Source organism: Chloroflexia bacterium SDU3-3 (assembly GCA_009268125.1).
Taxonomy (GTDB): Bacteria; Chloroflexota; Chloroflexia; order Chloroflexales; family Roseiflexaceae; genus SDU3-3.
Map to the genome: position 1 here is coordinate 1 of WBOU01000003.1, position 21158 is coordinate 21158.

General features: G+C 69.1%; 16 protein-coding genes. 11 read left to right on the top strand and 5 right to left on the bottom strand.

The genetic code is table 11. The annotated features are described in order from the left end of the window. Positions 1-345 precede the first annotated feature (345 nt). The 4 genes from F8S13_05245 (at position 346) to F8S13_05260 (ending at position 7933) form a co-directional block, all read left to right on the top strand. Complete coding sequence (locus tag F8S13_05245; protein KAB8144286.1) at positions 346-1098, top strand: hypothetical protein; 753 nt, start codon at positions 346-348, stop codon at positions 1096-1098. Between the two features lie 494 nt (positions 1099-1592). After that, positions 1593-1925 carry a hypothetical protein gene (locus tag F8S13_05250; protein KAB8144287.1) on the top strand — a complete coding sequence of 111 codons (333 nt, stop codon included), beginning with the start codon at positions 1593-1595 and terminating at the stop codon, positions 1923-1925. A gap of 392 nt (positions 1926-2317) precedes the next feature. Next, positions 2318-5671, top strand: coding sequence for an N-6 DNA methylase (locus F8S13_05255; GenBank protein KAB8144288.1), 3354 nt, complete (start codon positions 2318-2320; stop codon positions 5669-5671). A gap of 1614 nt (positions 5672-7285) precedes the next feature. Further along, complete coding sequence (locus F8S13_05260) at positions 7286-7933, top strand: hypothetical protein (protein KAB8144289.1); 648 nt, start codon at positions 7286-7288, stop codon at positions 7931-7933. Between the two features lie 215 nt (positions 7934-8148). Here F8S13_05260 and F8S13_05265 read toward each other — a convergent pair whose 3' ends face one another. From F8S13_05265 to F8S13_05275, 3 genes are read right to left on the bottom strand one after another with little or no spacing between them, the layout of a single operon-like run. After that, entirely contained in the window at positions 8149-9183 is a 1035-nt protein-coding gene (locus F8S13_05265) for a glycosyltransferase family 4 protein (GenBank protein ID KAB8144290.1), read from the bottom strand. Continuing rightward, positions 9180-10397, bottom strand: a complete 1218-nt coding sequence (locus tag F8S13_05270) for a glycosyltransferase family 4 protein (GenBank protein ID KAB8144291.1) — start codon at positions 10395-10397, stop codon at positions 9180-9182. Before F8S13_05270 ends, F8S13_05265 begins: the two co-directional genes overlap by 4 nt. Before the next feature lie 45 nt (positions 10398-10442). Beyond that, complete coding sequence (locus tag F8S13_05275) at positions 10443-11216, bottom strand: hypothetical protein (protein KAB8144292.1); 774 nt, start codon at positions 11214-11216, stop codon at positions 10443-10445. A 153-nt stretch (positions 11217-11369) separates the two neighbouring features. Between F8S13_05275 and purD the strand changes: the two genes are divergently transcribed. The 7 genes from purD (at position 11370) to F8S13_05310 (ending at position 19107) form a co-directional block, all read left to right on the top strand. After that, positions 11370-12614, top strand: coding sequence for a phosphoribosylamine--glycine ligase (purD, locus tag F8S13_05280; protein ID KAB8144293.1), 1245 nt, complete (start codon positions 11370-11372; stop codon positions 12612-12614). A 4-nt stretch (positions 12615-12618) separates the two neighbouring features. Next, entirely contained in the window at positions 12619-13263 is a 645-nt protein-coding gene (locus F8S13_05285; protein ID KAB8144294.1) for a phosphoribosylglycinamide formyltransferase, read from the top strand. A 91-nt stretch (positions 13264-13354) separates the two neighbouring features. Then, positions 13355-13585, top strand: a complete 231-nt coding sequence (locus F8S13_05290; GenBank protein ID KAB8144295.1) for a hypothetical protein — start codon at positions 13355-13357, stop codon at positions 13583-13585. Between the two features lie 64 nt (positions 13586-13649). Further along, a complete protein-coding gene (maf, locus tag F8S13_05295) occupies positions 13650-14348 on the top strand; it encodes a septum formation protein Maf (protein KAB8144296.1) in 699 nt (232 codons plus the stop codon). Continuing rightward, positions 14327-15076, top strand: coding sequence for a response regulator transcription factor (locus F8S13_05300; GenBank protein KAB8144297.1), 750 nt, complete (start codon positions 14327-14329; stop codon positions 15074-15076). The genes maf and F8S13_05300 overlap by 22 nt, the downstream gene beginning before the upstream one ends. Before the next feature lie 692 nt (positions 15077-15768). Continuing rightward, positions 15769-16944: a glycosyltransferase family 4 protein gene (locus F8S13_05305; GenBank protein KAB8144298.1), complete on the top strand. Its 1176-nt coding sequence runs from the start codon at positions 15769-15771 to the stop codon at positions 16942-16944. Between the two features lie 30 nt (positions 16945-16974). Next, the gene (locus F8S13_05310; protein ID KAB8144299.1) at positions 16975-19107 is read left to right on the top strand and encodes a hypothetical protein; all 2133 of its coding nucleotides are present in this window, start codon (positions 16975-16977) and stop codon (positions 19105-19107) included. 61 nt (positions 19108-19168) lie between these two features. Here F8S13_05310 and F8S13_05315 read toward each other — a convergent pair whose 3' ends face one another. Continuing rightward, positions 19169-19558, bottom strand: coding sequence for a response regulator (locus F8S13_05315; GenBank protein ID KAB8144300.1), 390 nt, complete (start codon positions 19556-19558; stop codon positions 19169-19171). 137 nt (positions 19559-19695) lie between these two features. Then, positions 19696-21117 carry a glucuronate isomerase gene (uxaC, locus tag F8S13_05320; GenBank protein KAB8144301.1) on the bottom strand — a complete coding sequence of 474 codons (1422 nt, stop codon included), beginning with the start codon at positions 21115-21117 and terminating at the stop codon, positions 19696-19698. Between the last annotated feature and the right edge of the window lie 41 nt (positions 21118-21158).

Genomic DNA, 21158 nt, shown 5'->3' on the forward strand with positions numbered 1-21158 from the left:
CCAATGGCAGTGCAGCTTGTTCACCCTGGCCATCGCGTGGCAAAACCGCCAGCACGCGTTCGGTCTATCCATGCCCGTTCGCTGGAAAGTGTACTTCTGACACTTCCCAAAAGTGACACCATGTGAGGGGCAACGCCCCCTCGTGGGGTTCCTAGGGGCTAGCCCCTAGGCGCCGCCCGCGCAGGGCATCCACCACCAAACACCTACCGCCGCCACCATCGCCCATAGGAAAAAAGCCCAGCGCCGATTGGAAAGCCAGCCCCCGTGGCACAAAACCCCGTGGTCAGAATCTTGCGGTAAAACACCTCGCGGTATAATGAGGGCAAGACAAGTGATCGGAGCGACATGAAGTTCTTCTATACCGCCGACATCATCGCCGAGCTAGAGCTAGACCCGAACCAGACCTACGCGCCCATCCGGCTGATGTGCGAGCGGCTCGACATCCCCGCCCCCGCCCAGGAGCGCCGGGTCAAGGCCCACCGCATCCTCGCCAGCGGCGCGCGCCAGGTGCTGGCCGACGACGGATTCCGCGAGGTGCGCATGCTCGGCCTGCGCGTCGACCTCATCCCGCTGTGGCTCACCACCCTGGACGCCGAGGCCGTGACGCCCGCCCTGCGCCCCAAGCTGGAGCTGTGGCAGGCCGAGGCCGCATCGCTGCTGTGGCAGGCCGCCAGGCCCCAGGGCTACGGCTCCGAGGATGTGCTGCTGCCCGAGCGCCACCTGCAGACGCCCGCCGAGATCTCCTACGTCAGCGCCCAGGGCCTCGCCAACCTCTCGCGCCAGCAGATGCTGATCGAGCGCCAGCTCGACGCCGACGCCCGCGAGCGCGGCAACGCCCAGCCCGGCGAGGACGCCCCGGAGGATATCGACGACCCCAACGCGGCCACGCTGGCCCGCACCGTGCGCCGCGTGGCCCACGCCCTGGCCGAGCGCACCCGCCGCAACGAGTACGCCGGGGCCTACAGCGGCCTGTTCCGCCAGTTCGGCATCACATCCTACCGCCGCATGCCGCGCGGTCGCCTTCACGAGGCCATGGAGTGGCTGGAGCGCTGGCACGGCGACATCATGGGCGAGCCGGAGCCGCCGCCCGATATCTAGCGGCGGGCCGGGGCGCGCGGCGGGGTCGGCCCGCCGCCTGCCCCGGGGCGGTCTTCGCCCCAGCGTCGTAGCGCTGCGCCGGTAGGGTTTTCACCCCCTAAATCCTGCAGCGGTTGCGCCATCTGGCGTTATAATAGGGGGCGACCTTATGTGAATCTCTCATATCGAGCTGCCACGTCGAGGCACCAAGCGCCCAGCCGCCACCTTCAGGATGCGCTTCATCGGGATAGAGCGCGCCCGCCAGCCTGGGAGCACCCTGCCCGCGCCATGCCGCCAGACCCGCCCACGCAGCCGAGAGAGGGAGGATCAGCGAGGATCTTAGCCAGCCACAGGGCCGTGTCGGACAAACAGAGAAGCCAGATGACTATCGCGAGGCTCGATATCAGCGGGGGCGAGACGTCGGCGATGCGGGGTACGTGCGGCGCACATGCGCATCGCAACCCTCTGCGGGATGGTCCCCTAGCCATTATGAGGCCACGCACAAGGAGATGGGCATGCGCATTTTTCACGACCAGCAGCTGATCCAGTCCATGCTGGATGGCGGCATCCACCGCCACCTGATCTGCCAGTGGCTCCGCGCCAGCGGCCTGCCGCAGCTCGCCGATAGCCCGATCCGCGAGCGCGAGCGCGGCATCTACGAGCTAGAGCGCTTCCCCCACGTGGCCTTCCAGCTGCAGCGGGCCACCCCCGCCGTGCAGCCCGCCCTCCTGGCCGTGTGGGTCGGCGACACCTCGTGGTCGCCCAGCGCCCACGAGGCGGTGCGCGAGGCGGTGTGCGGGGCAGTCTACGGTGCGGTGCGCGAGGTCGCGCTCAGCGCCAGCGCCTAGCCCCAGCCAGCCCCGCAGGCAAGCGGGATCGGGGATCGACGACGCCCCCCGATGCCCCCGCCTACATCGCACCCCCATCGCACCCGCCGCACCCCCATCGCACCCGCCGCCCTTCCCCCGCCAGCACGGCGCAGGGGTGGCCCCCGCGTGCGCCCGCCGCGCCGTAGGGGCGGCCCTCGTGGCCGCCCGCGCCGCAACACAATGCCCGCATCGCAAACCCGCACGATGCCCCACAATGCGGGCGGGCATAAAGCCCGCCCCTACGTCATCGTTTCACACCGCGCCTTCGTGGTGGCCATTTCCCTCGGTTATGCTATACTTGCCCCCACGCCCAACGGGCAGCCCGCCGCGCCCCTCGCAGCGACGCCACAGCACAGATGGAAGCCAGCATCATGCACCATGTCGAGCGCTACCTGACCGATCTTCGCGTGATCTACGCCGCCGGAGGCGTGGCCGAGACATCCGGCTACCCGCCGCTGCTGGCCCTGCTCTCCGCCGTGGGGGCCGCGCTGGCCCCGCGCGTGCTGGCCGTCGCCCACCCCGCCAGCGTGGGCGCGGGCATCCCCGACCTGGCGCTCTACACCGGCGAGCAGATCGCCCGCGATGGCCAGCCCAAATCCGGGCTGCTGCCCGCCCGTGGCGTGGTCGAGGTGAAGGGCGTCGCCGCCGACATCCGCGCGCTGGCCGCCAGCGCCCAGGTCAAGCGCTACCTCGATGCCTACGGCCTGGTGCTGGCCTGCACCTACCGCGCCTTCGCGGTGGTGACGGCGGATGCCAGCGGCGCTGCCGTGCTGGGCGAGGTCTTCGAGCTGGCCCCCACCGCCGATGCCTTCCGCGCCGCCGACCCGCACACCCTGGCCCAGCAGCGCGGCGATGACCTGATCGGCTTCCTCACCCGCGTGCTGCTGCTCAAGGCCCCCCTGCGCACGCCCAAGGATCTGGCCGCCATCCTGGCCGCCTACGCCCGCGAGGCCGCCCTGCTGGTCGAGCGCCAGAGCTCGCTGGCGGCCTACGCGGGCCTGCGCAGCAGCCTAGAGGCCGCCCTGGGCATCACCTTCCAGGGCGAGCGCGGCGACCACTTCTTCCGCTCGACCTTGGTGCAGACGCTGTTCTACGGCATCTTCTCCGGCTGGGTGCTCTGGCACGCCGATGAGCCAGACCGCACCGACCAGTTCTCGTGGCGGCTGGCCGCTTCCTACCTGCACCTGCCCGTGCTCCAGAGCCTGTTCGGCCAGATGGTGCAGCAGAACCGCCTGCGCACCCTGGGCCTGCTGGATGTGCTGAGATGGGCCGATGAGGCGCTGGCCCGTGTGGAGCGGGCGGTGTTCTTCACGGCCTTCGCCGAGCGCGAGGCGGTGCAGTATTTCTACGAGCCGTTCCTGGCCGCCTTCGACCCCGAGCTGCGCCGCGAGCTGGGCGTGTGGTACACCCCGCCCGAGATCGTGCGCTACCAGGTGGAGCGCGTGGACCGCGCCCTGCGCGAGGAGCTGGGCGTGGCCGATGGCCTGGCCGACCCCAATGTGCTGGTGCTCGACCCCTGCTGCGGCACGGGGGCGTACCTGGTGGGGGTGATCGAGCGGATCGCGGCGACGCTGCGGGCCAGGGGCGATGATGATCTGCTGGCCAGCGACCTCAAGCAGGCGCTCACCAGCCGCGTGTTTGGCTTCGAGCTGCTGCCCGCGCCCTTTGTGGTGGCCCACCTTCAGCTTGGCCTGCTGCTGCAGCGCCACGGCGCGGCGCTGGAGGGCGAGGACCGCGCCGCTGTCTACCTGACCAATGCGCTCACCGGCTGGGAGCGCGGCGGCGAGCGCGCGCCGTTTATGTTCCCCGAGCTGGAGCAGGAGCGCGAGGCCGCCAGCCGCGTAAAGCACGAGTCGCGGGTGCTGGTGGTGCTGGGCAACCCGCCCTACTCCGGCTACGCCGGCATCGCCATGGGCGAGGAGCGCACGCTCTCCAACGCCTACCGCACCACCGCCCACGCGCCCGCGCCCCAGGGACAGGGCCTCAACGATCTGTATGTGCGCTTCTACCGCATGGCCGAGCGCCAGATCGTGGAGGGCAGCGGCTATGGCGTGGTCAGCTATATCTCCAACTACTCCTGGCTCGATGGCCTCTCGTTCACTGGCATGCGCGAGCGCTACATGGATGTGTTCGATTCGATCTGGGTCGACAACCTCCATGGGGATCGCATTATTTCCGAATATGCACCCGATGGCCGCACGAGCGAGACGGTTTTTGCCATCCAAGGTAATTCGGTGGGCATTAAGATCGGCACCGCGATTGCCACGCTGGTGCGGCGGCGTCAGCATTCCGCGCCTGCGCAGGTGCTTTATAGAGATTGGCAGCAGGCCCGCGCCGAAGAGCGCCGCGCCGCATTACTTGCAAGTATCAGCGAAGATGCGCCCGCGCAGAACTATACGAGAATTGAGCCACTCCTTCCTATCGGTCTGCCGCTGAAGCCGCGCGAAGTCTCAGCCGACTACCTCAAATGGCCGCTGCTGCCCGCGCTCTTCCCAATCTCGTTTCCTGGCGTGAAGACCAGCCGCGATGATGTGGTGGTGGACATCGACCGCGAGCGGCTGGAGCGGCGTATGCGGGCCTACTTCGACCCCGCGATCAGCCACGAGCAGATGGCCCGCATCGCCCCAGGCGCAATGGAGAGCACCGCGCGGTTTGCCGCCGAAGTGGTGCGCACCACGCTCCAGAAGCGCGGCTTCTTGCCAGAGAACATCATCCGCTACTGCTACCGCCCGTTTGATGTGCGCTGGCTTTACTGGGAGCCAGAGACCAAGCTGCTTGATGAGAAGCGCACAGACTACAAACCGCATGTGTTTGAAGGGAATATCTGGATAGAAGGGCGCCAGAAACAGCCCATGGAACATTTTGATCGAGGATATGTGGTCAATGTTCTATCAGATAACTTTGGCAATGGTCTATCAAATTATTTTCCGCTCCTCCTAGCCCAAACCTCGACATCCCCCCAAGCCGACATGTTCGGCGAGGACACGCCCGCCGAGCCGCAGGCCAACCTCACCCCCGAGGCCAGCGCCTACCTGGGCGCGGTCGGCGGCAGCGCCGAGGAGCTGTTCTACCACGCCATCGCCACGCTGCACGCCCCGGCCTACCGCAGCGAGAACGCCGGAGCGCTGCGGCAGGACTGGCCGCGCGTGCCGCTGCCCGCCACGGCGGACGCGCTGCAGGCCTCGGCGGCGCTGGGGCGGCAGGTCGCCGCCCTGCTCGACCCCGAGACCCCGGTGGCGGGCGTCACCAGCGGCACCGTGCGCCCCGAGCTGCTGGCCATGGCGCGGCTGCGGCGGGCCGACGGCAGCCCCGTGCAGCCGCAGTCGGGCGATCTGGCGCTGACCGCAGGCTGGGGCTACCGAGGCCGGGGCGGCATCGTCATGCCCGCGCGCGGGCGCACCAGCGAGCGCCCGCCCAGCCCCGACGAGCTGGCCGCCCTAGGCCAGGCCGCCGCGCTGCTGGGCGGGGCCACCTGCGACATCTGGCTGAACGACACCGCCTGCTGGCGCAACGTGCCGCTGGCCGTGTGGGAATACACCATCGGCGGCTACCAGGTGCTCAAGAAATGGCTCTCCTACCGCGAGCGGCCCCTGCTAGAGCGCGACCTCAGCCCCGACGAGGCCCGCCACGTCACCGCCGTGGTGCGGCGGATCGCCGCCCTGCTGCTGCTCGGCCCCGCGCTGGATGCCAGCTACCGCGCCTGCGCCGCCACGCCCACCCCGTAGGGGCGGCGCGTGGCCGCCCGCCCCGCATCCCATCGCAAACCCGCCCGCCGTGCCCCACCCACTCGGCCCATGCGGCGAAGGTGCCGCGACGGCAAACTGGCCATATGCACGACCACCAGCTGCCAGCGGCCAGCACAGGAATGCCCAACATTGGGGATTCCAAGGGGGCGATGCCCTCACATGGTGTCACTTTATCGGGTGTTCCGAGGCCGTTTTAGCGAAACGGTGCGTTGGTATTCGTTCGGCTTGGGTGCGCCTTCGTCGATAGTGGTCATTTTTGGATGGTGGTGCATGCCCTATGCGGGCGGCACCAAGGGCTCCGCGCCCTTGGATCCCCGCGAGGGGCGTTGCCCCTTCGAACCCCAATGTTGACCGTTCCTATGCCGTTTCCCGGTAGCTGGTGTTCGTGCATATGGCCATCAAAACACTATCGGCACCTTCGCCGCATGGGCGGGGTGGGATGGCGCGGCGCGATCATGGGTTGAGGCGGATTGCTTGCTGGGAGCGCAACTGGTGGTGTGCATAGTCTGACACGCATGATTGCGGGTCTTGCCACATCCTGACGCCCTGACTAAGAAAGTGACACCATGTGAGGGCCGATGCCCCTCACATGGTGTCACTTTCTCTGGCGGAGCATTCGGATGCGGCACATGACGAGAGAACGCGTGCCAGGCCATGCGCCGCATGGAAGATTCTCGATCTCACCCACCCGGCCCATGCGGCGAAGGTGCCGCGACGGCAAACTGGCCATATGCACGAACACCAGCAGCCAGCGGCCAGCACAGGAACACCCAACATTGGGGGTTCCAAGGGGGCGATGCCCCCTGGCGGGGTTCCTAGGGGCTGGCCCCTAGGCGCTGCCCGCGCAGGGCATCCACCCACCCAACATCGACCAATGCCATCGCTGAAGGAAAAAACGCCCAGTGCCGACGGGAAAAGTGACACCATATGAGGGCGATGCCCCCCTGGCGGGGTTCCGAGGGGCAGGCCCCGAGCCGCCGCCCGCGTAGGGCATCCACCCACCCAACACCTACCACCGCCATCGCTGCAAACACCACACAAAAGCGGGGGTGCTCGGGGCTGGCCCCGAGCCGCTGCCCGCGTAGGGCACACCCTCACCGACCACGAAAACCCATCATCATCGAGGCCGCAGCAGGTCGGCACGACCGGGCAGCGCTCCAAACATTGCCGACGGTCGGCCCGACCACCGCACACCCATCGGCGCACCACGCCGCGCGCCCGCATTGCCACCCGTCGCTCCCCATCACACCCCGCGCAACGGCGTTTGTTTGCGCCTTAGACATTTTGGGCAGGCAATAATAAAAATATGCGAGATATATCTTGAATAATTGGCAAACTGTGGTAAAACAAGATCATCTACATGGGATGTAGCCAAACCATAAACAACGTAGCACAAATAATATTCCCCTCAAACTATCAGCCACGCGAAGACACTATCACCATCGCCGGAAGCTTAATCACCATCGCCGGAAGCTTAATCACCATCGCCGGAAGCTTAATCACCATCGCCGGAAGCTTAATCACCATCGCCGGAAGCTTAATCACCATCGCCGGAAGCTTAATCACCATCAACAAGGCAGAAAGGCAGCATCCATGGCCAAAAAGATCCAAGACATCATCAAAAGCGCCCAGATCGCCATCCCCAATGCCATCAACATCGACGACATCCGCACCACCCTCGCCAGCTACGGCTACCCGCTGCCCAAGCTAGAGCAGGGCAACCTGCTGCTAGAGGCCCTGATCGCCGCCCAGACCAAGCAGCAGCTTGAGTACGGCGACCAGGACAAGGCCACCCAGACCTTCAACGACCTGTGGGATCAGCTCGACCAGATCTACACCCGCCAGCTCAAGCTGGCCCGCGTGGCGCTCAAGGGCAACAGCGACGCCGCCCGCGACCTCGCGCTCGACGGCCCGCGCCGCAAGAGCTTCGGCGGCTGGTCCATGCAGGCCCAGCAGTTCTACGCGGGGCTGGCCGCCAACCCCAGCTTCGCCGCCGCGCTGGCCAGCTTCGGCGCACCCCTGCCCGAGCAAGAAGCGGCCAGCGCCGCCCTGGCCGATGTGATCGCCGCCCTGCGCGCCCTAGAAAACGAGCGCGGCCAGGCCCAGATCGCCACCCGCGAGCGCGACGCCGCCATCGACGCCCTGGACGACTGGCTGGGCGACTTTATGGCGGTGGCCCGCGTGGCCTTCGCCGACCAGCCCGAGCACCTGGAGCGCCTGGGCGTCACCGTGCGCGCGTAGCACCACGGCCCCGCCCATCGCACCCATCGCACATGCGCCCGATGCCCCGCGATGCAAACAATGTGGGCGGACACCAGATCCGCCCCTACACCCGTTGTATCACATTGCAGAGCATCGGCTCGGCGCGATGCGCACACAAAAGGGCGGGCATCACGCCCGCCCTCATCTCCTGCATGCCCCTCGCGCCTTCGCGGCCTCGTGGTGAAACAGTTCCCCTACCCCAGCAGCGCGGCGGCCACCGCATCCCACGAGATCGCCGCCACGCTGGCCGGGCCGCTGGCCCCCAGCGAGGCCGCCAGCCCGGCGTCGGCCCACAGCGCATCCAGCCGCCCCGCGATCGCCTCGGGCGCATCCGGCGCGATGTAGCCATTCACCCCATCGCGCACGAACTCCAGCACGCCGCCCGCGTCCACCGTGGTGACGACCGGGCGGGCGGCAGCCAGCGCCTGCACGGTGGTGTAGCCGTAGTCCTCATCGAAGGGCGCGTAGTAGACCGCCCTGGCCCCGGCGTACAGCTCGATCAGCTCCTCGTCGCTCACGAAGCCCCGGAACTGCACGCGCTGGCCCAGGCCCAGGTCGGCGGCCAGCCGCTCCAGCGCCGCGCGCTCCGGCCCCGCGCTGGCGAAGATGCAGCGCACCGGCTGGCTGGTGCGGGCCAGCGCGTGCAGCAGGCGGTCCAGGCGCTTGGCCGCATCCAGCCGCGCGTCGGAGAGGATGTAGTCGCCGTAGGGGCCGGGGCGCAGCCGCCCGTGGTAGCGGCTGGGCGGGTAGAGCGGCTGGGCCGACAGGCCGGTGAAGCGGCGCAGGCGCTCGGCCACATTGCGCGAGATCGCGAAGCGCCGCCGGGCCTCGCCCAGGCAGGTGCGGTCGATCCGCAGCAGCGCATCGCGGTGGGCGCGATCCTCGGGCGTGTTGGCGAAGTCGGAAAAGGGCGTGCCGTACCAGTCGTAGGCCTGGCGGTGCTGGTGCACCAGCCAGACCACCTTGTTGGGGTGGCGCACCGCGTAGGATGGGAACTTGGTGCAGATCACCATATCCACCGGCTGCGCGTTCACCTCGGTGAGGTCGAGCATGCGCCAGGCCAGCGCCGAGCTAGCGATGCGGTCGTGGGGCTGCCAGGCGAAGGGCAGCGACACCACATCCACCGCGTGGCCCAGGCGGCGCAGCTCGTCGCGCAGGCCCTCGACCAGCAGCTCGGCCCCGCCGCGCACAAAGGGCACCTGGGTGGCGCAGATCAGGATGCGCTTCATAGCGGCGGCTCCTCGTAGGGGCGGAAGGCCACGTTGAAGCCCATGGCGGCGGCGGTGCGGCGGGCCACATCCTCCCAGCGGCAGGTGGCCAGCACAAAATCGCGCCCGCGCTGGCCCATGGCCTGGCGGGCCTCGGGGGCGGCCAGCAGCACATCCAGCGCCGCCGCAAACTCGGCGAAGCTGGCGAAGGTCAGGCCACCGCCGCTGATGTGGGCGGCCTCGCTGGTCACGGCGCAGTCGGCGTGCACCAGGGCGCAGGTGCGCTGGAGCCAGGCCTCCATCAGCACGATCGAGAAGCTCTCGTAGGTGGAGGGCTGCACAAAGATATCGGCGGCGGCGTAGGCGTCGGCCTTCTCCTGCGGTGTCACGAAGCCCAGGTCGAGCACCAGCTCGCCCAGCGATGCGGGCAGATCCAGCGGGTCGCGCCCGCTCATCATCAGGCGGATGGGCGTGCCGCGCCTGGCCCAGTACTCGCGCAGGTACGAGATCAGCAGCGGGATGTTCTTGCTGCCGTCGCGGCGGCCCGCGTACATCAGCAGCGGGCCTTCCAGCCCGCGCCGCGCGCGGAAGGCCGCGCCATCGCCCACGGGCGTCAGGTCGATGCCCTCGCCCGCCGTCACCGCCTGCTCAGGCGGCAGGCCGTAGAGCTGGGCGGCCAGGCGGCGCTCGGCGGGGCTGTTGTGCAGCGAGCGGCGGGCGTGGCGGAACATCCAGGCGTAGGTGGTGTAGCGGGCGTACGGCTCGTCGTGCAGGCAGGGCAGCAGGTGGGCGCGGTCGCCCGCCAGCAGCGTGCCCCAGAAGCTGGTGGGGAAGGGGTAGAGCACGAACAAAAACTGCCGCCGCTCGCGCTCCTGCGCCACCGCCTCCAGCATGTCCTCGCTGGATGCGAGCGAGGCCAGCAGGCGCAGCTCGTGGTCGGGAAAGGCGGGCAGGCTGGCGTGCAGGCCGCGCCGCAGCACCGCCTGGGGCACATACGGCTCGGCGCGGGGCGGCGTGATGGCGAATCGGCGCAGCGGCACGCCGTCCAGCGTGCCCGGCCCGGCGGGGTAGTGCGGCACCTGCGGCGCGAACGAGTCGCGGGCGTCGGTGGCCCAGACCTCCACGGGCAGGCCCAGGGCGTGCAGGGCGGCGGCGAGCTGGCGGGCCTGGGTCTCGGCCCCGCCCGCAGTCTCGGCCCCAAACCAGGGCGAGACGATGGTGAGAGTGTCGGCCATGTGTCACGGGTGGCTATGCCCCGCGCGGCGGCGGGGCGGGCGGGGTCAAGGGGCGGGCCGTCGGCTGGCGGCGCGGGCCTGGGCGGCGCTGCCGCGCCGCTCGGCATCCAGCCGCACAAAGCTGGCCAGCCCCTGGGTGATCGCGGCGTTCGCGGCGTTCTGCTGCTCCACAATCGGGTTGATGTACCAGCGCAGGTACTGGCGCACCAGCTTGTTCAGCAGGGCCACGGCGCGCTGGGGCAGCGAGCTGGCGGGCAGCGGCCAGTGGGCCAGCACGCCCTGGCGCAGGCGCAGCTGGGGCAGCTGGGCGCGCAGCTCGATGTCGGGCAGCGGCGCGGGCGGCTCGGCGGCGGCGCGCTGGGCCACCAGCCGCTGGAGCTGGGCCGCATCCGGGGCGGGCGAGCCGCCGCCGGGGGGCGGGGGCGCGGCGGGCGCGGGCGGCGCGGGCTGGGCCACCTGCGCGGCCAGGTCGGCGTACGATTCGGCCAGCAGCCGCAGCGTGCGGGCCACCGTATCGTTATAGGCGTTCTGCTGCTCCACAATCGGGTTGATATACCAGCGCAGGTAGCGGCGCACCAGCTTGTTGATCACCGCCATGGCGCGCTGGGGCAGCGTGTGGCCGATCAGCGGCCAGTGGGCGCTGACCACGCGGTGCAGCTCGATCTCATCCAGGGCGCGCTGGATCTCCTGCTGGATGGCATCCTCGGCGGGCGAGGCGCTGGCCAGCCTGCGGGCGCGCACCTCGGCGCGCAGCGCGTCGAGGATGGGGCCGACCTCGATGGCGGGCTGGGGCGCAGGGTCGGGGGCAGTATCGTTCATGGGAAGCTCTCTGCTTGTGCGTGCGGCGGGCGGCCCCGCCAGGGCTGCGGCGCATTATAGCACGGCGGCGGCGCGGCCTGAATCGCTTATAATAGCGAGGCATTCGTTTTCATTCTGGCTCGTAGAGGCACACGCCACGATAAAAGGACAGCTATGAACGTTCTCCTGGTGGGCGGCGGCGGGCGCGAGCACGCCCTCGCGTGGAAGATCGCCCAGTCGCCGCAGCTCGGCAAGCTCTACATCGCGCCGGGCAACCCCGGCACCGCGCAGCTGGGCGAGAACATCCCGGTGGAGGCCACCGACGTGGCCAAGATCATGGATGTGGTGCGGGCGCGGCAGATCGACTTTGTGGTGGTGGGGCCAGAGGCCCCGCTGGCCGAGGGCATGGCCGACGCCTGCCTGGCGGCGGGCGTGGCGGTGTTCGGCCCGGTGCAGGCGGCGGCGCGGCTGGAGAGCAGCAAGACCTTCTCGAAAGAGGTGATGGTGGCCGCAGGCGTGCCCACCGCCGAGGCCCACGCCTTCGACCGCGCCGAGGATGCCGCCGCCTTCGTGCGCCAGAGCGGCAAGCTGTGGGTGGTGAAGGCCGACGGCCTGGCCAGCGGCAAGGGCGTGATCGTGCCCGAGAGCGTGGACGAGACGCTGGAGGCGATCGCGCAGCTGGGCGGCACCAGCGCGGGCCAGCGGCTGCTGCTCGAAGAGCTGCTGGTCGGCCCCGAGGTCTCGGTGATCGCGCTGTGCGACGGCGAGCGGCTGGTGCCGCTGCTGCCCGCCCAGGACCACAAGCGCCTGCGCGACGGCGACCAGGGGCCGAACACCGGCGGCATGGGCGCGTTCGCCCCCTCGCCGCGCATCAGCGACGCCCTGATCGACAGCATCGTCGAGCGCTGCATGCTGCCGGTGGTGCGCGAGCTGGCCGCGCGCGGCCTCACCTTCCGGGGCGCGCTCTACGCGGGCCTCATCCTCACCAGCGACGGCCCCTACGTGCTGGAGTACAACGCCCGCTTCGGCGACCCCGAGACCCAGGCCATCCTGCCGCTGCTAGAGAGCGACCTGCTGGCCGCGCTGCACGCCTGCGCCACCGGCCAGATCCAGCCCGCCATGCTCACGTGGCGGCCCGGCAGCGCCGCCTGCGTGGTGCTGGCGGCGGCGGGCTACCCCGAGTCGCCGCGCAAGGGCGACCCGATCAGCGGGCTGGAGTCGGTGGATGGCAGCGACACCATAGTGTTCCACGCCGGCACCGAGTGGGGCGAGGGCCAGGTGCGCACCAGCGGCGGGCGCGTGCTGGGCGTCACCAGCACCGGCCACACCCTGCGCGCCGCGCTCGACCGCGCCTACGAGGCGGTGGGGGGCATCAGCTTTGCGGGCATGCAGCACCGCAGCGACATCGGGAAGATCTAGCGCCATGGCAGCCTACACCATCGCCGTGCTGATCTCGGGCAGCGGCACCAACCTGCAGGCCCTGATCGACGCCGAGCGCGCGGGCGACCTGGGCGCGACCATCGGCCTGGTGGTCAGCGACCGCGCCGACGCCTACGGGCTGCGGCGCGCGCTCGACGCGGGCATCCCGGCGGCCTTCGTGCCGCTGCCCAGCGCGCCCAAGGCCCAGCGCGCCGCCACCCGCGCCGCCTGGGAGCAGCGGCTGCTGGCCGTGGTCGCGGCCTACCAGCCCCACCTGATCGTCTCATCGGGGTTCATGCGCATCCTCTCGGCCAGCTTCCTGGCCCAGTGCGGCGCGCTGGTGATCAACCAGCACCCCGCGCTGCTGCCCGACGGCGGCGGCGACAGCTTCACCACCGCCGGGGGCACCACCATCCCGGCCCTGCGCGGCGCGCACGTGGTGCCCGACGCGCTGCGGCTGGGGCTGCCGATCACCGGCTGCACGGTGCACCGCGTCACCCCGCTGGTGGATGACGGCCCCGTGCTGGCCCAGGCCGAGGTGCCCATCCGCCCCGACGACAGCGAGGACAGCCTGCACGACCGGATCAAGGCCGAGGAGCGCCGCCTGATCGTGCAGGTGGTGCGCCAGCTGGCCACGGGCGCTGCCTAGCGGCCAGCCGCCCGCTGGCACGATCCTTGCGCTCTCTGTGGCGAGCCAACGTACATCCGTTTGGCACATATGAGGTCAAGAGGAGGAAGCTATGGAGCACACCGCCTGGCCTGTGTGCAGGAAATGTGGGGAAGGCGACCTCGTGCCGCTTTCAGACTACGGGACCGACGGCGCGTCGATCCTCTACAAGGCCTGGATCTGCACCAACCCGGCGTGCGGGTTCAACCTGAAGATACACAAGGGGAACCTGTACGTGAACGAGCCGGTCAACGAGCGGACCGCGTTCCATCCCCAGCACCACCCGACCGTCCATCCCTCGTAGCCGCACGGGGGACCGCACCGGCGGGCGCGGCAGCACAGCCGCGCCCGCCCCAACCGAAAGAGCCATGGCCCACACCCAACCCAGCATCCTGCTCGCATCCGGCTCGCCCCGCCGCCGCGAGCTGCTCGGCTACCTCGGGGTCGCCTTCCAGCCCTACACCACCGACGCCGAGGACCAAGATATCACCCCGCCGCCCGAGGTCGCCGCGCACTTCCCGCCCGCCGACCTGCCCGCCCACAGCCACCCGACGCTACTAGCCTGGCGCAAAGCATCTGCCGCTTGCGAGATAGCCCCCCACAGTGTTATTATCGGTGCAGACACAATCGTGGTGCTAGATGGCGCGGTGCTGGGCAAGCCCACCAGCCCCGAGCACGCATGCGACATGCTGCGTCGGCTCGCGGGCCGCACCCACACCGTCTACACCGGCATGATCGTGTTCGATACTGAGCGAAGAATCCATGCTGCCCTTGAGCAAAGCCAGGTGGCGATCACCCCGCTCGACGAGGAAACCATACGGGCCTACGTAGCCACCGGCGAGCCGATGGACAAGGCCGGCTCCTATGGCATCCAGGGGCTAGGGGGGCGGCTCGTGCGCGAAGTCCACGGGAGCTACACCAACGTGGTGGGGCTGCCGCTCGCCCGCACCCACGCGCTGCTGGCCGCCTGCGGCCTGAGCGCGCTGGTCGACCCAGCCGAAGCATACCGCCGCTGGCTTGCTGCCCAGGGAAAGGAGCCAATGCCGTGCCCCCCAACGTTTCCGTAAGGCTGCTGATTGTGGATGACCACCCGCTGTTCCGCCAAGGCGTGCGCTTCGCCCTCTCGGTGTACGACGACATCAACATCGTCTTCGAGGCCGGCTCGGGCGAGGACGCCCTGACCTGGATAGAGGGCACCACGCCCAACCAGGAGCCAAACGTGGTGCTGTGCGACCTGAACCTGCCCGGCGTCAGCGGTCTGGATGTCACCCGACAGATGCGCCAGCACTACCCCAACCTGGGCGTGGTCATCCTCAGCATCCACGAAAGCGACGAGCAGGCATTCAACGCGCTCCAGGCCGGTGCCGCCGCCTACCGCTCGAAGGACATCAACCCCAAGGATCTGGCCGAGGTGCTGCGGCGCGTGGCCCGCGGCGAGTACGTGATCAACGACGTGGTGCTGGAGGAGCCGAAGGTGGCCAGCCGCCTGCTCTCGCAGTTCCGCAACCTGCCGCAGGATGTCACCACCGCGCCCGACGCCGACTTCCCGCTGTTCACCCCGCTCAGCGACCGCGAGATCGAGGTGCTGGAGCGGATCGCCCAGGGCGGCAGCAACAAAGAGATCGCCGACCATCTGGGGATCAGCACCCAGACGGTCAAAAACCACATCTCGTCCATCCTGCGCAAGCTCTCGCTGAACGACCGCACCCAGGCCGTGCTCTACGCCCTGCGGCGCGGCTGGATCGAGGCCCCCGAGAGCATCAACCGCGAGCCGCGCGGCACGCCCGAGGACTAGCGACCATGGCGCGGGGGCCTGCCCCCCGCGCCGCCCTGTAGGGATGCCCAAGCGCCCACCTGGAAGTGAGCAACAGCCCATGGCTGCCAACAACGACGTTCCCCACATCCCCGCCAATCGCACAACCGCCACCACGAATCACGCTTCACCTTTTTGGCACCCAAGCATATTGATGGTAGAGAGCTGTCGGCGCATCGAACGCACGCCGGAAGCCGATTGCAGCACGCCGGAAGCCGATTGCGTCACGCCGGAAGCCGATTGCGTCACGCCGGAAGCCGATTGCGTCACGCCGGAAGCCGATTGCGTCACGCCGGAAGCCGATTGCGTCGCGCGGCCTCGCCCATGCGGCGAAGGTGCACGCATATGCCTGCTGGCCATATGCCCCACCGCAGCGGGAAGGCTGCGCCCAGCGCTGGCAGGCTCATTTTTCCGACCGTTTTCCCCTGCGCGGCGTGGCGATCTGGCTTTCTTGCCCCTGAGGGCCTGGAATCTTGGTGATGTAGTACCTCGATACCTATAGCGCTTTGGCGACCTTCATAGTATCATACGGCTGCCAGCGCCAGCAGCACGATTCAAGATTCCAAGCCGCTGCGGCGATATAAACCAGGGCTAGCTCGGCGAAAAAGAGTAAACGATATATTTGCAGCTCCCGCGCCATCCTTCGCACCCCACACAATGAAAGGGTAAGACCCATGCGGATACTTGTCGCGCTCGACTACTACTACCCACACTGGACGGGCCTGACCGCCTACGCCAAACGCATCGCCGAGGGCCTGGCCCAGCGCGGCCACTCGGTCACGGTCCTGGCATCCCAGCACGAGTCCTACCTGCCCATCCAGGAGACGATCAACAACGTGCGCGTGGTGCGCGTGCCGATCGCCGGGCGCTTCAGCCGGGGCGTGATCATGCCGCTCTTCCCGATCATCGCCGCCCAGCTGGTGCGCGAGACCGACGTCATCCACATCCACACCCCCATGCCCGAGACGATCATCCTCACCGCGCTGGGGCGGCTGTTCAGCAAGCCCTCGCTTGTCACCCACCAGGGCGATGTGGTGATGCCCAAGGGCTTCAAGAACCAGATCATCCAGCAGGGCGTGCGCGTGCTCTCGCTGGGCCTGCATGTCTCCAACTATGTGGTGGTGCACAACGCCGACTATGGCCGCCACTCGACCTTCCTGCAGCAGTTCAAGCACAAGCTGGGCGCGATCTACCCGCCTGTCATCCTGCCCGAGCCAGATCTTGAGGCGATCGTGCAGAAGAAGCGCGATCTAGGGATCGAGGACAAGAAGATCATCGGCTTCGCGGGCCGCTTCGTCGAGGAGAAGGGCTTCGACATCCTGCTCCAGGCCATGCCGCTGGTCAAGCAGGCCGTGCCCGATGTGCACTTCGTGTTCGCGGGCGAGATCAACGTGGTGTACGAGAAGTTCTACGAGTCCTGCCACCCCATGATCGAGGCCAACAAGGACATCCTCACCCCACTGGGGCTGCTGCACAGCCCGCAGGATCTGGCCAACTTCTACGCCATGTGCGACATCTTCGCGCTGCCCTCGCGCACCGACTGCTTCCCGAGCGTGCAGATCGAGGCCATGGTCTGCGGCACGCCCAGCGTCACCACCGACATCCCCGGCGCACGCGAGGCCGTGCAGGTGACCGGGATGGGCAAGCTGGTGCCGCCGCTCGACCCGCAGGCCCTGGCCGAGGGCCTGATCCACATGGTCTCCGACCCGACCGTCTACAAGACCCGCTGGGAGAAGGCCCGCCAGGTGTTCGACCCCGCCGCGTCGATCGAGGCCTACGAGCACATCCTGCAGCAGCTCGACCAGCGCGTGCCGATCATGCCGCTGGCCGAGGTCGAGTCGGCGCACTAGGCTAGCATCTACAGCGGAGAAAGCGCTACCGTGAGCGAGCAGAGCACCCTGACCCAGGCATTCAGCACCTACGGCGACGAGCTCTACCAGGCCGCGCTGCTGCTCGCCCCCAGCCCCCGGCGGGCCGAGGCGCTGCTGCTGCGCGCCGCGCGCTCGCTGGCCGCCGCGCCGCCCGCCCAGCTCGATCTGCCAGGGGCGCTCGCGGCGCTGCTGGCCGCCCTGCCCGAGGCCGAGGCCAGCGCCGCACCCGGCGGCCCCTGGGCCGCCAGCCCGGCCCCGCCGCTGGCCGCGCTGGCGGCGCTGCCCGCCGCCCAGCGGCTGGCGCTCGACATGGCGCTGCGCTACGACTACCAGCCCGCCCAGGTGGCCGCGCTGTTCGGGGGCGACCGGCAGCGCGCCGAGCAGGCGCTCGCCAGCGCGCTGCTGGCCGTCGCCCCGGCGGCGCTGCCCGATCTGCCCGAGCCGCTGCGCCAGCTGGATGCCGCCCCCGAGACATGCCAGCTGGTGCGCCGCACCCTGGCCGCCCGCACCGACACCTCGTTCAACGCCCACATACGCGGCCACCTGGCCAGCTGCGCCAGCTGCCGCGCCGCCGAGCAGGCCATCGGCCAGGTGCGCGCGCTGGCCGAGCAGGCCATGCGCCGAGCCATGCGCGGCACGCCCATGCCCGCCCGCCTGGCCGAGCAGATCCAGGCGATCATCGCGCCCGCGCCGCGCGCGGCCAGGGCCGCCCAGCTGCTGCGCCAGCCGATCGTGATGCAGGGCCTGCTGCTGCTGGCCGTGCTGGGCCTGATGGCCGCGCTCATCCTGCCCAGGCCGCAGCAGCAGGCCATGGGCAGCACCAGCATCACCCCGCGCCAGCTGATCGAGCAGGCCCGCGCCACGCTCTACACCGCGCCCGAGGGCCAGCCCACGTGGCATAGCCGCTACGAGATGCGCTGGGATTTCAGCGACAAGCTCTACGCCAATCTGGTCGGCGATCTCTGGCTCGACCAGGGCGAGCAGCGCTACCGCGCCCAGCTGACCCACGCGGCTGGCGGCGCGCCCTACGAGCTGCTGCTGGCGCGCGGCGAGGACACCTGGTACAGCGCCACGCCCACCTACGGGCAGTCGATCTACGGCCTGCTCTACCCCGCCGACACGCCCAACATTCAGTTCAAGCTGCCCGAGGCCCAGCGCGGCCCGTTCCTGCAGGCCCGGCTGGCCGATGGCGCGTGGGGCTTGGCCCAGCGCTACCTTGAGCTGGGGCTGCAAGCCAAGTCGCTGCGCAGCTGGGGCCGCCAGCGCGGCGCCGACGGCAGCGAGCAGATCATCATCGGCTTCGAGGCGGCCTGCCCCACCAGCCTGAGCATGCCCCAGGAGCACCCGCCCACCGTCACCATCCTGCTGGCTATCGACGAGGCCAGCGGGCGGCTGCGCGAGATCCGCGAGCTGACGCCGCAGGGCGACGGCCAGCTGGCCAGCCGCACCATGTGGCGGCTCACCGCCGGGGAGCCGATCCCCGAAGAGCAGACCGCCACGCTGTTCAGCATCCAGCTGGCCTACAATGGCACCGGGTCGTTTGCCCGCGCCGAAAACATAGCGGATCTATACGTGCCGACCATCCCCTTCCTGATCGACTGGGTGGAGATGCGGGCGCAGATGCTGGTGCGAGAGGATGACCAGCGGGGCTGGATGCTGCCCGCCAGCCCCCCGGCAGGCGTCGACCGCGCCATGATGGTGGAGCAGGTCGATGGCAAGCGTGCGGCGATCTATCTTGGCCCCCAGAAGCGGCTGGTGATCTACAGCCCCACCTTCAACCCTGGCCGCACCATCGCCTGGCTGGCGGCGGCGCTCTCCTCGCAGTACGATCCATCCACGCCCATGCTGCCCGGCATCCCAGCGCCCGTAGACGACGACGCGGCCATGATCTTCTCCAACCTCTCATCTCAGCCCATGGAGTTCCGCCACAGCGACAGCGCGCTGATCGCGATCAAGCCCGGCCTGCACCAACACTATGGCACGCAGGTGGTGTGGAACACCGGCCAGCGGTCGCAGCAGCACGTCACCATCATCGAGTCGTTTGGCTTCAGCTACGAGGAGCTGCAGCAGGTGGTGGATAGCCTGGCCCCCTTCAACCAGCAGACCTACCGAGGCACCGCCGACCTCTTCACCACGCCATAAACCGAGCGGCCACACGCCCGTAGGCATGTGGCCGCTCGGTCCCCCCGGCAGAAAGATTCGCTTATGTGCAGCTGCGCGCCCAGATCTCGCGGATGTTGGCGGGCAGCCGCATGGGGTCGAATGGCTTGCTGATCACATCCAGCGCGCCCATCGCCTGATACTGGGCGATCTCGTGCGACTGGACCTTGGCGGTCATAAAGATCACCGGGATGCCCGCCGTCGCCGGGTTGGCGCGCAGCTCGCTGAGCGTGGTCGGGCCATCCATCATCGGCATCATCACATCCAGCAGGATGATGTCGGGGTGGAAGATCGGTGCCTTCGCCAGGGCCTCTGGCCCCGAGCTGCAGATCTCGACAGTGAACTGGCCAAGCACCTCAAGCGCCATCTGCGCGATGGTCTGGATATCTGGCTCATCTTCAACCATCATCACACGTTGGAGTGGTGCGCTCATCAGCTGGTTCCTTTTGGGGCTGGCGCATTGGCAAGCGCCAAACCTTCAGCCTGCCATACAGACATCTCACCCCAAAATTATACCGAGCGGATGTGCGCACTCCTTTGCAAAAGTGTGACAAGAGTCGCTCAGAATTGTCACGCATCGAGCCGATAGGCGCGCCTGGCCAGATCCACCGCCATCAGCCGAGCCATGGCGTGGGCGTCGTCCTCGTCGATCTGGCCCTCCAGCGCCAGCCCGGCCAGCCAGTCGCAGCTGACGCGCCGCCAGACATCGTGGCGGGCGGGGATGGATGCGAAGGCCCGCGTGTCGTCGTTGAAGCCAGCGGTGTTGAACAGGCCCGCCGTCTCCAGCACGCTGTCGAAGTAGCGCCGCATGCCGTTCACGCTGTCGAAGAACCACCAGGGCGGGCCGAGCAGCACGGCGGGGTAGTGCCCGGCGATCGGCGCGAGCTCGCGGCTGTAGCTGCTCTCATCCAGGGTGAAGAGGATGAGGCGCAGGCGCGGGTCGTTGCCGTAGGCGTTCAGCAGGGGCTGGAGCGCGCGAGTCCACTCGGTGGCCAGCGGGATGTCCGCGCCCTTGTCCAGCCCGAAGCGCTCGAACACCGCCGCGTTGTGGTTGCGCGCGCTGCCCACGTGCAGCTGCATCACCAGGCCATCCTCGGCGCTCATGCGGGCCAGCTCGATCAGCATGTGGCCGGTGAAGCGGGCCGCGTCGTCGGCCTGGGGCTGGCCGCGCAGGGCGCGCGCGAAGATCGCCTCGGCCTCCACATCGGTTAGGCGCTGGGTATAGGCGGTCAGCGCGGCGTGGTCGGTGGCCTTGGCCCCCAGCTCGCGGAAGAAGGCCCGCCGCTGCTCTAGCGCCTGGATGAAGCTGGCGTAGCTGGCCACATCCACGCCCGACACCTGGCTCAGCCGGTCGATATTGCCGCGCCAGCCGGGGGCGTCCAGGTTCACCACGCCGTCGGGGCGGAAGGTCGGGCGCACCTGCTGCCAGCCCTCGGTGTGCAGGCGGCGATGGTGGTCGAGCGTGTCGGTGGCGGCGTCGGTGGTGCAGAGCACCTCGATGCCGAAGCGCTTGAACAGGGCGCGCGGCTGGAACTCGGGCCGGGCCAGCTTGGCGGCGATCTGGTCGTACAGGCGCTGGGCGTTCTCGCCGCTGGGCTTCTCCTCAATGCCAAACACCTCGGTCAGCTCGGCGGCGAGCCACAGGCCGGTGGGCGTGCCGCGAAACAGCGCGAAGTTCTCGGCGAAGTGCTGCCAGATCTGGCGGTGATCGGCCTGGCTGGGCGTGCCATCGGCGCGGGGCACGCCCAGCGCATCCAGCGCGATGCCCTGGCTGTAGAGCATGCGGAACACGTAGTGGTCGGGGATGATAAACAGGTCGGCTGGCGAGCCGAACCCGGCGCTGGCGCTGGAGAGCAGGGCCGGGTCGACATGGCCGTGCGGGCTGACGATCGGCAGGTCGCGCACCTGGGCGTACAGCTCGCGGGCCAGGGCGCGGCGCGACGGCTCGGGGCTGAAGCAGCGGTCGGGGGAGAGGCTCCATCGTTGGGACATCATAAACCTCCTTGTTCTTGCGCCAACGTTCTGGTGAAACG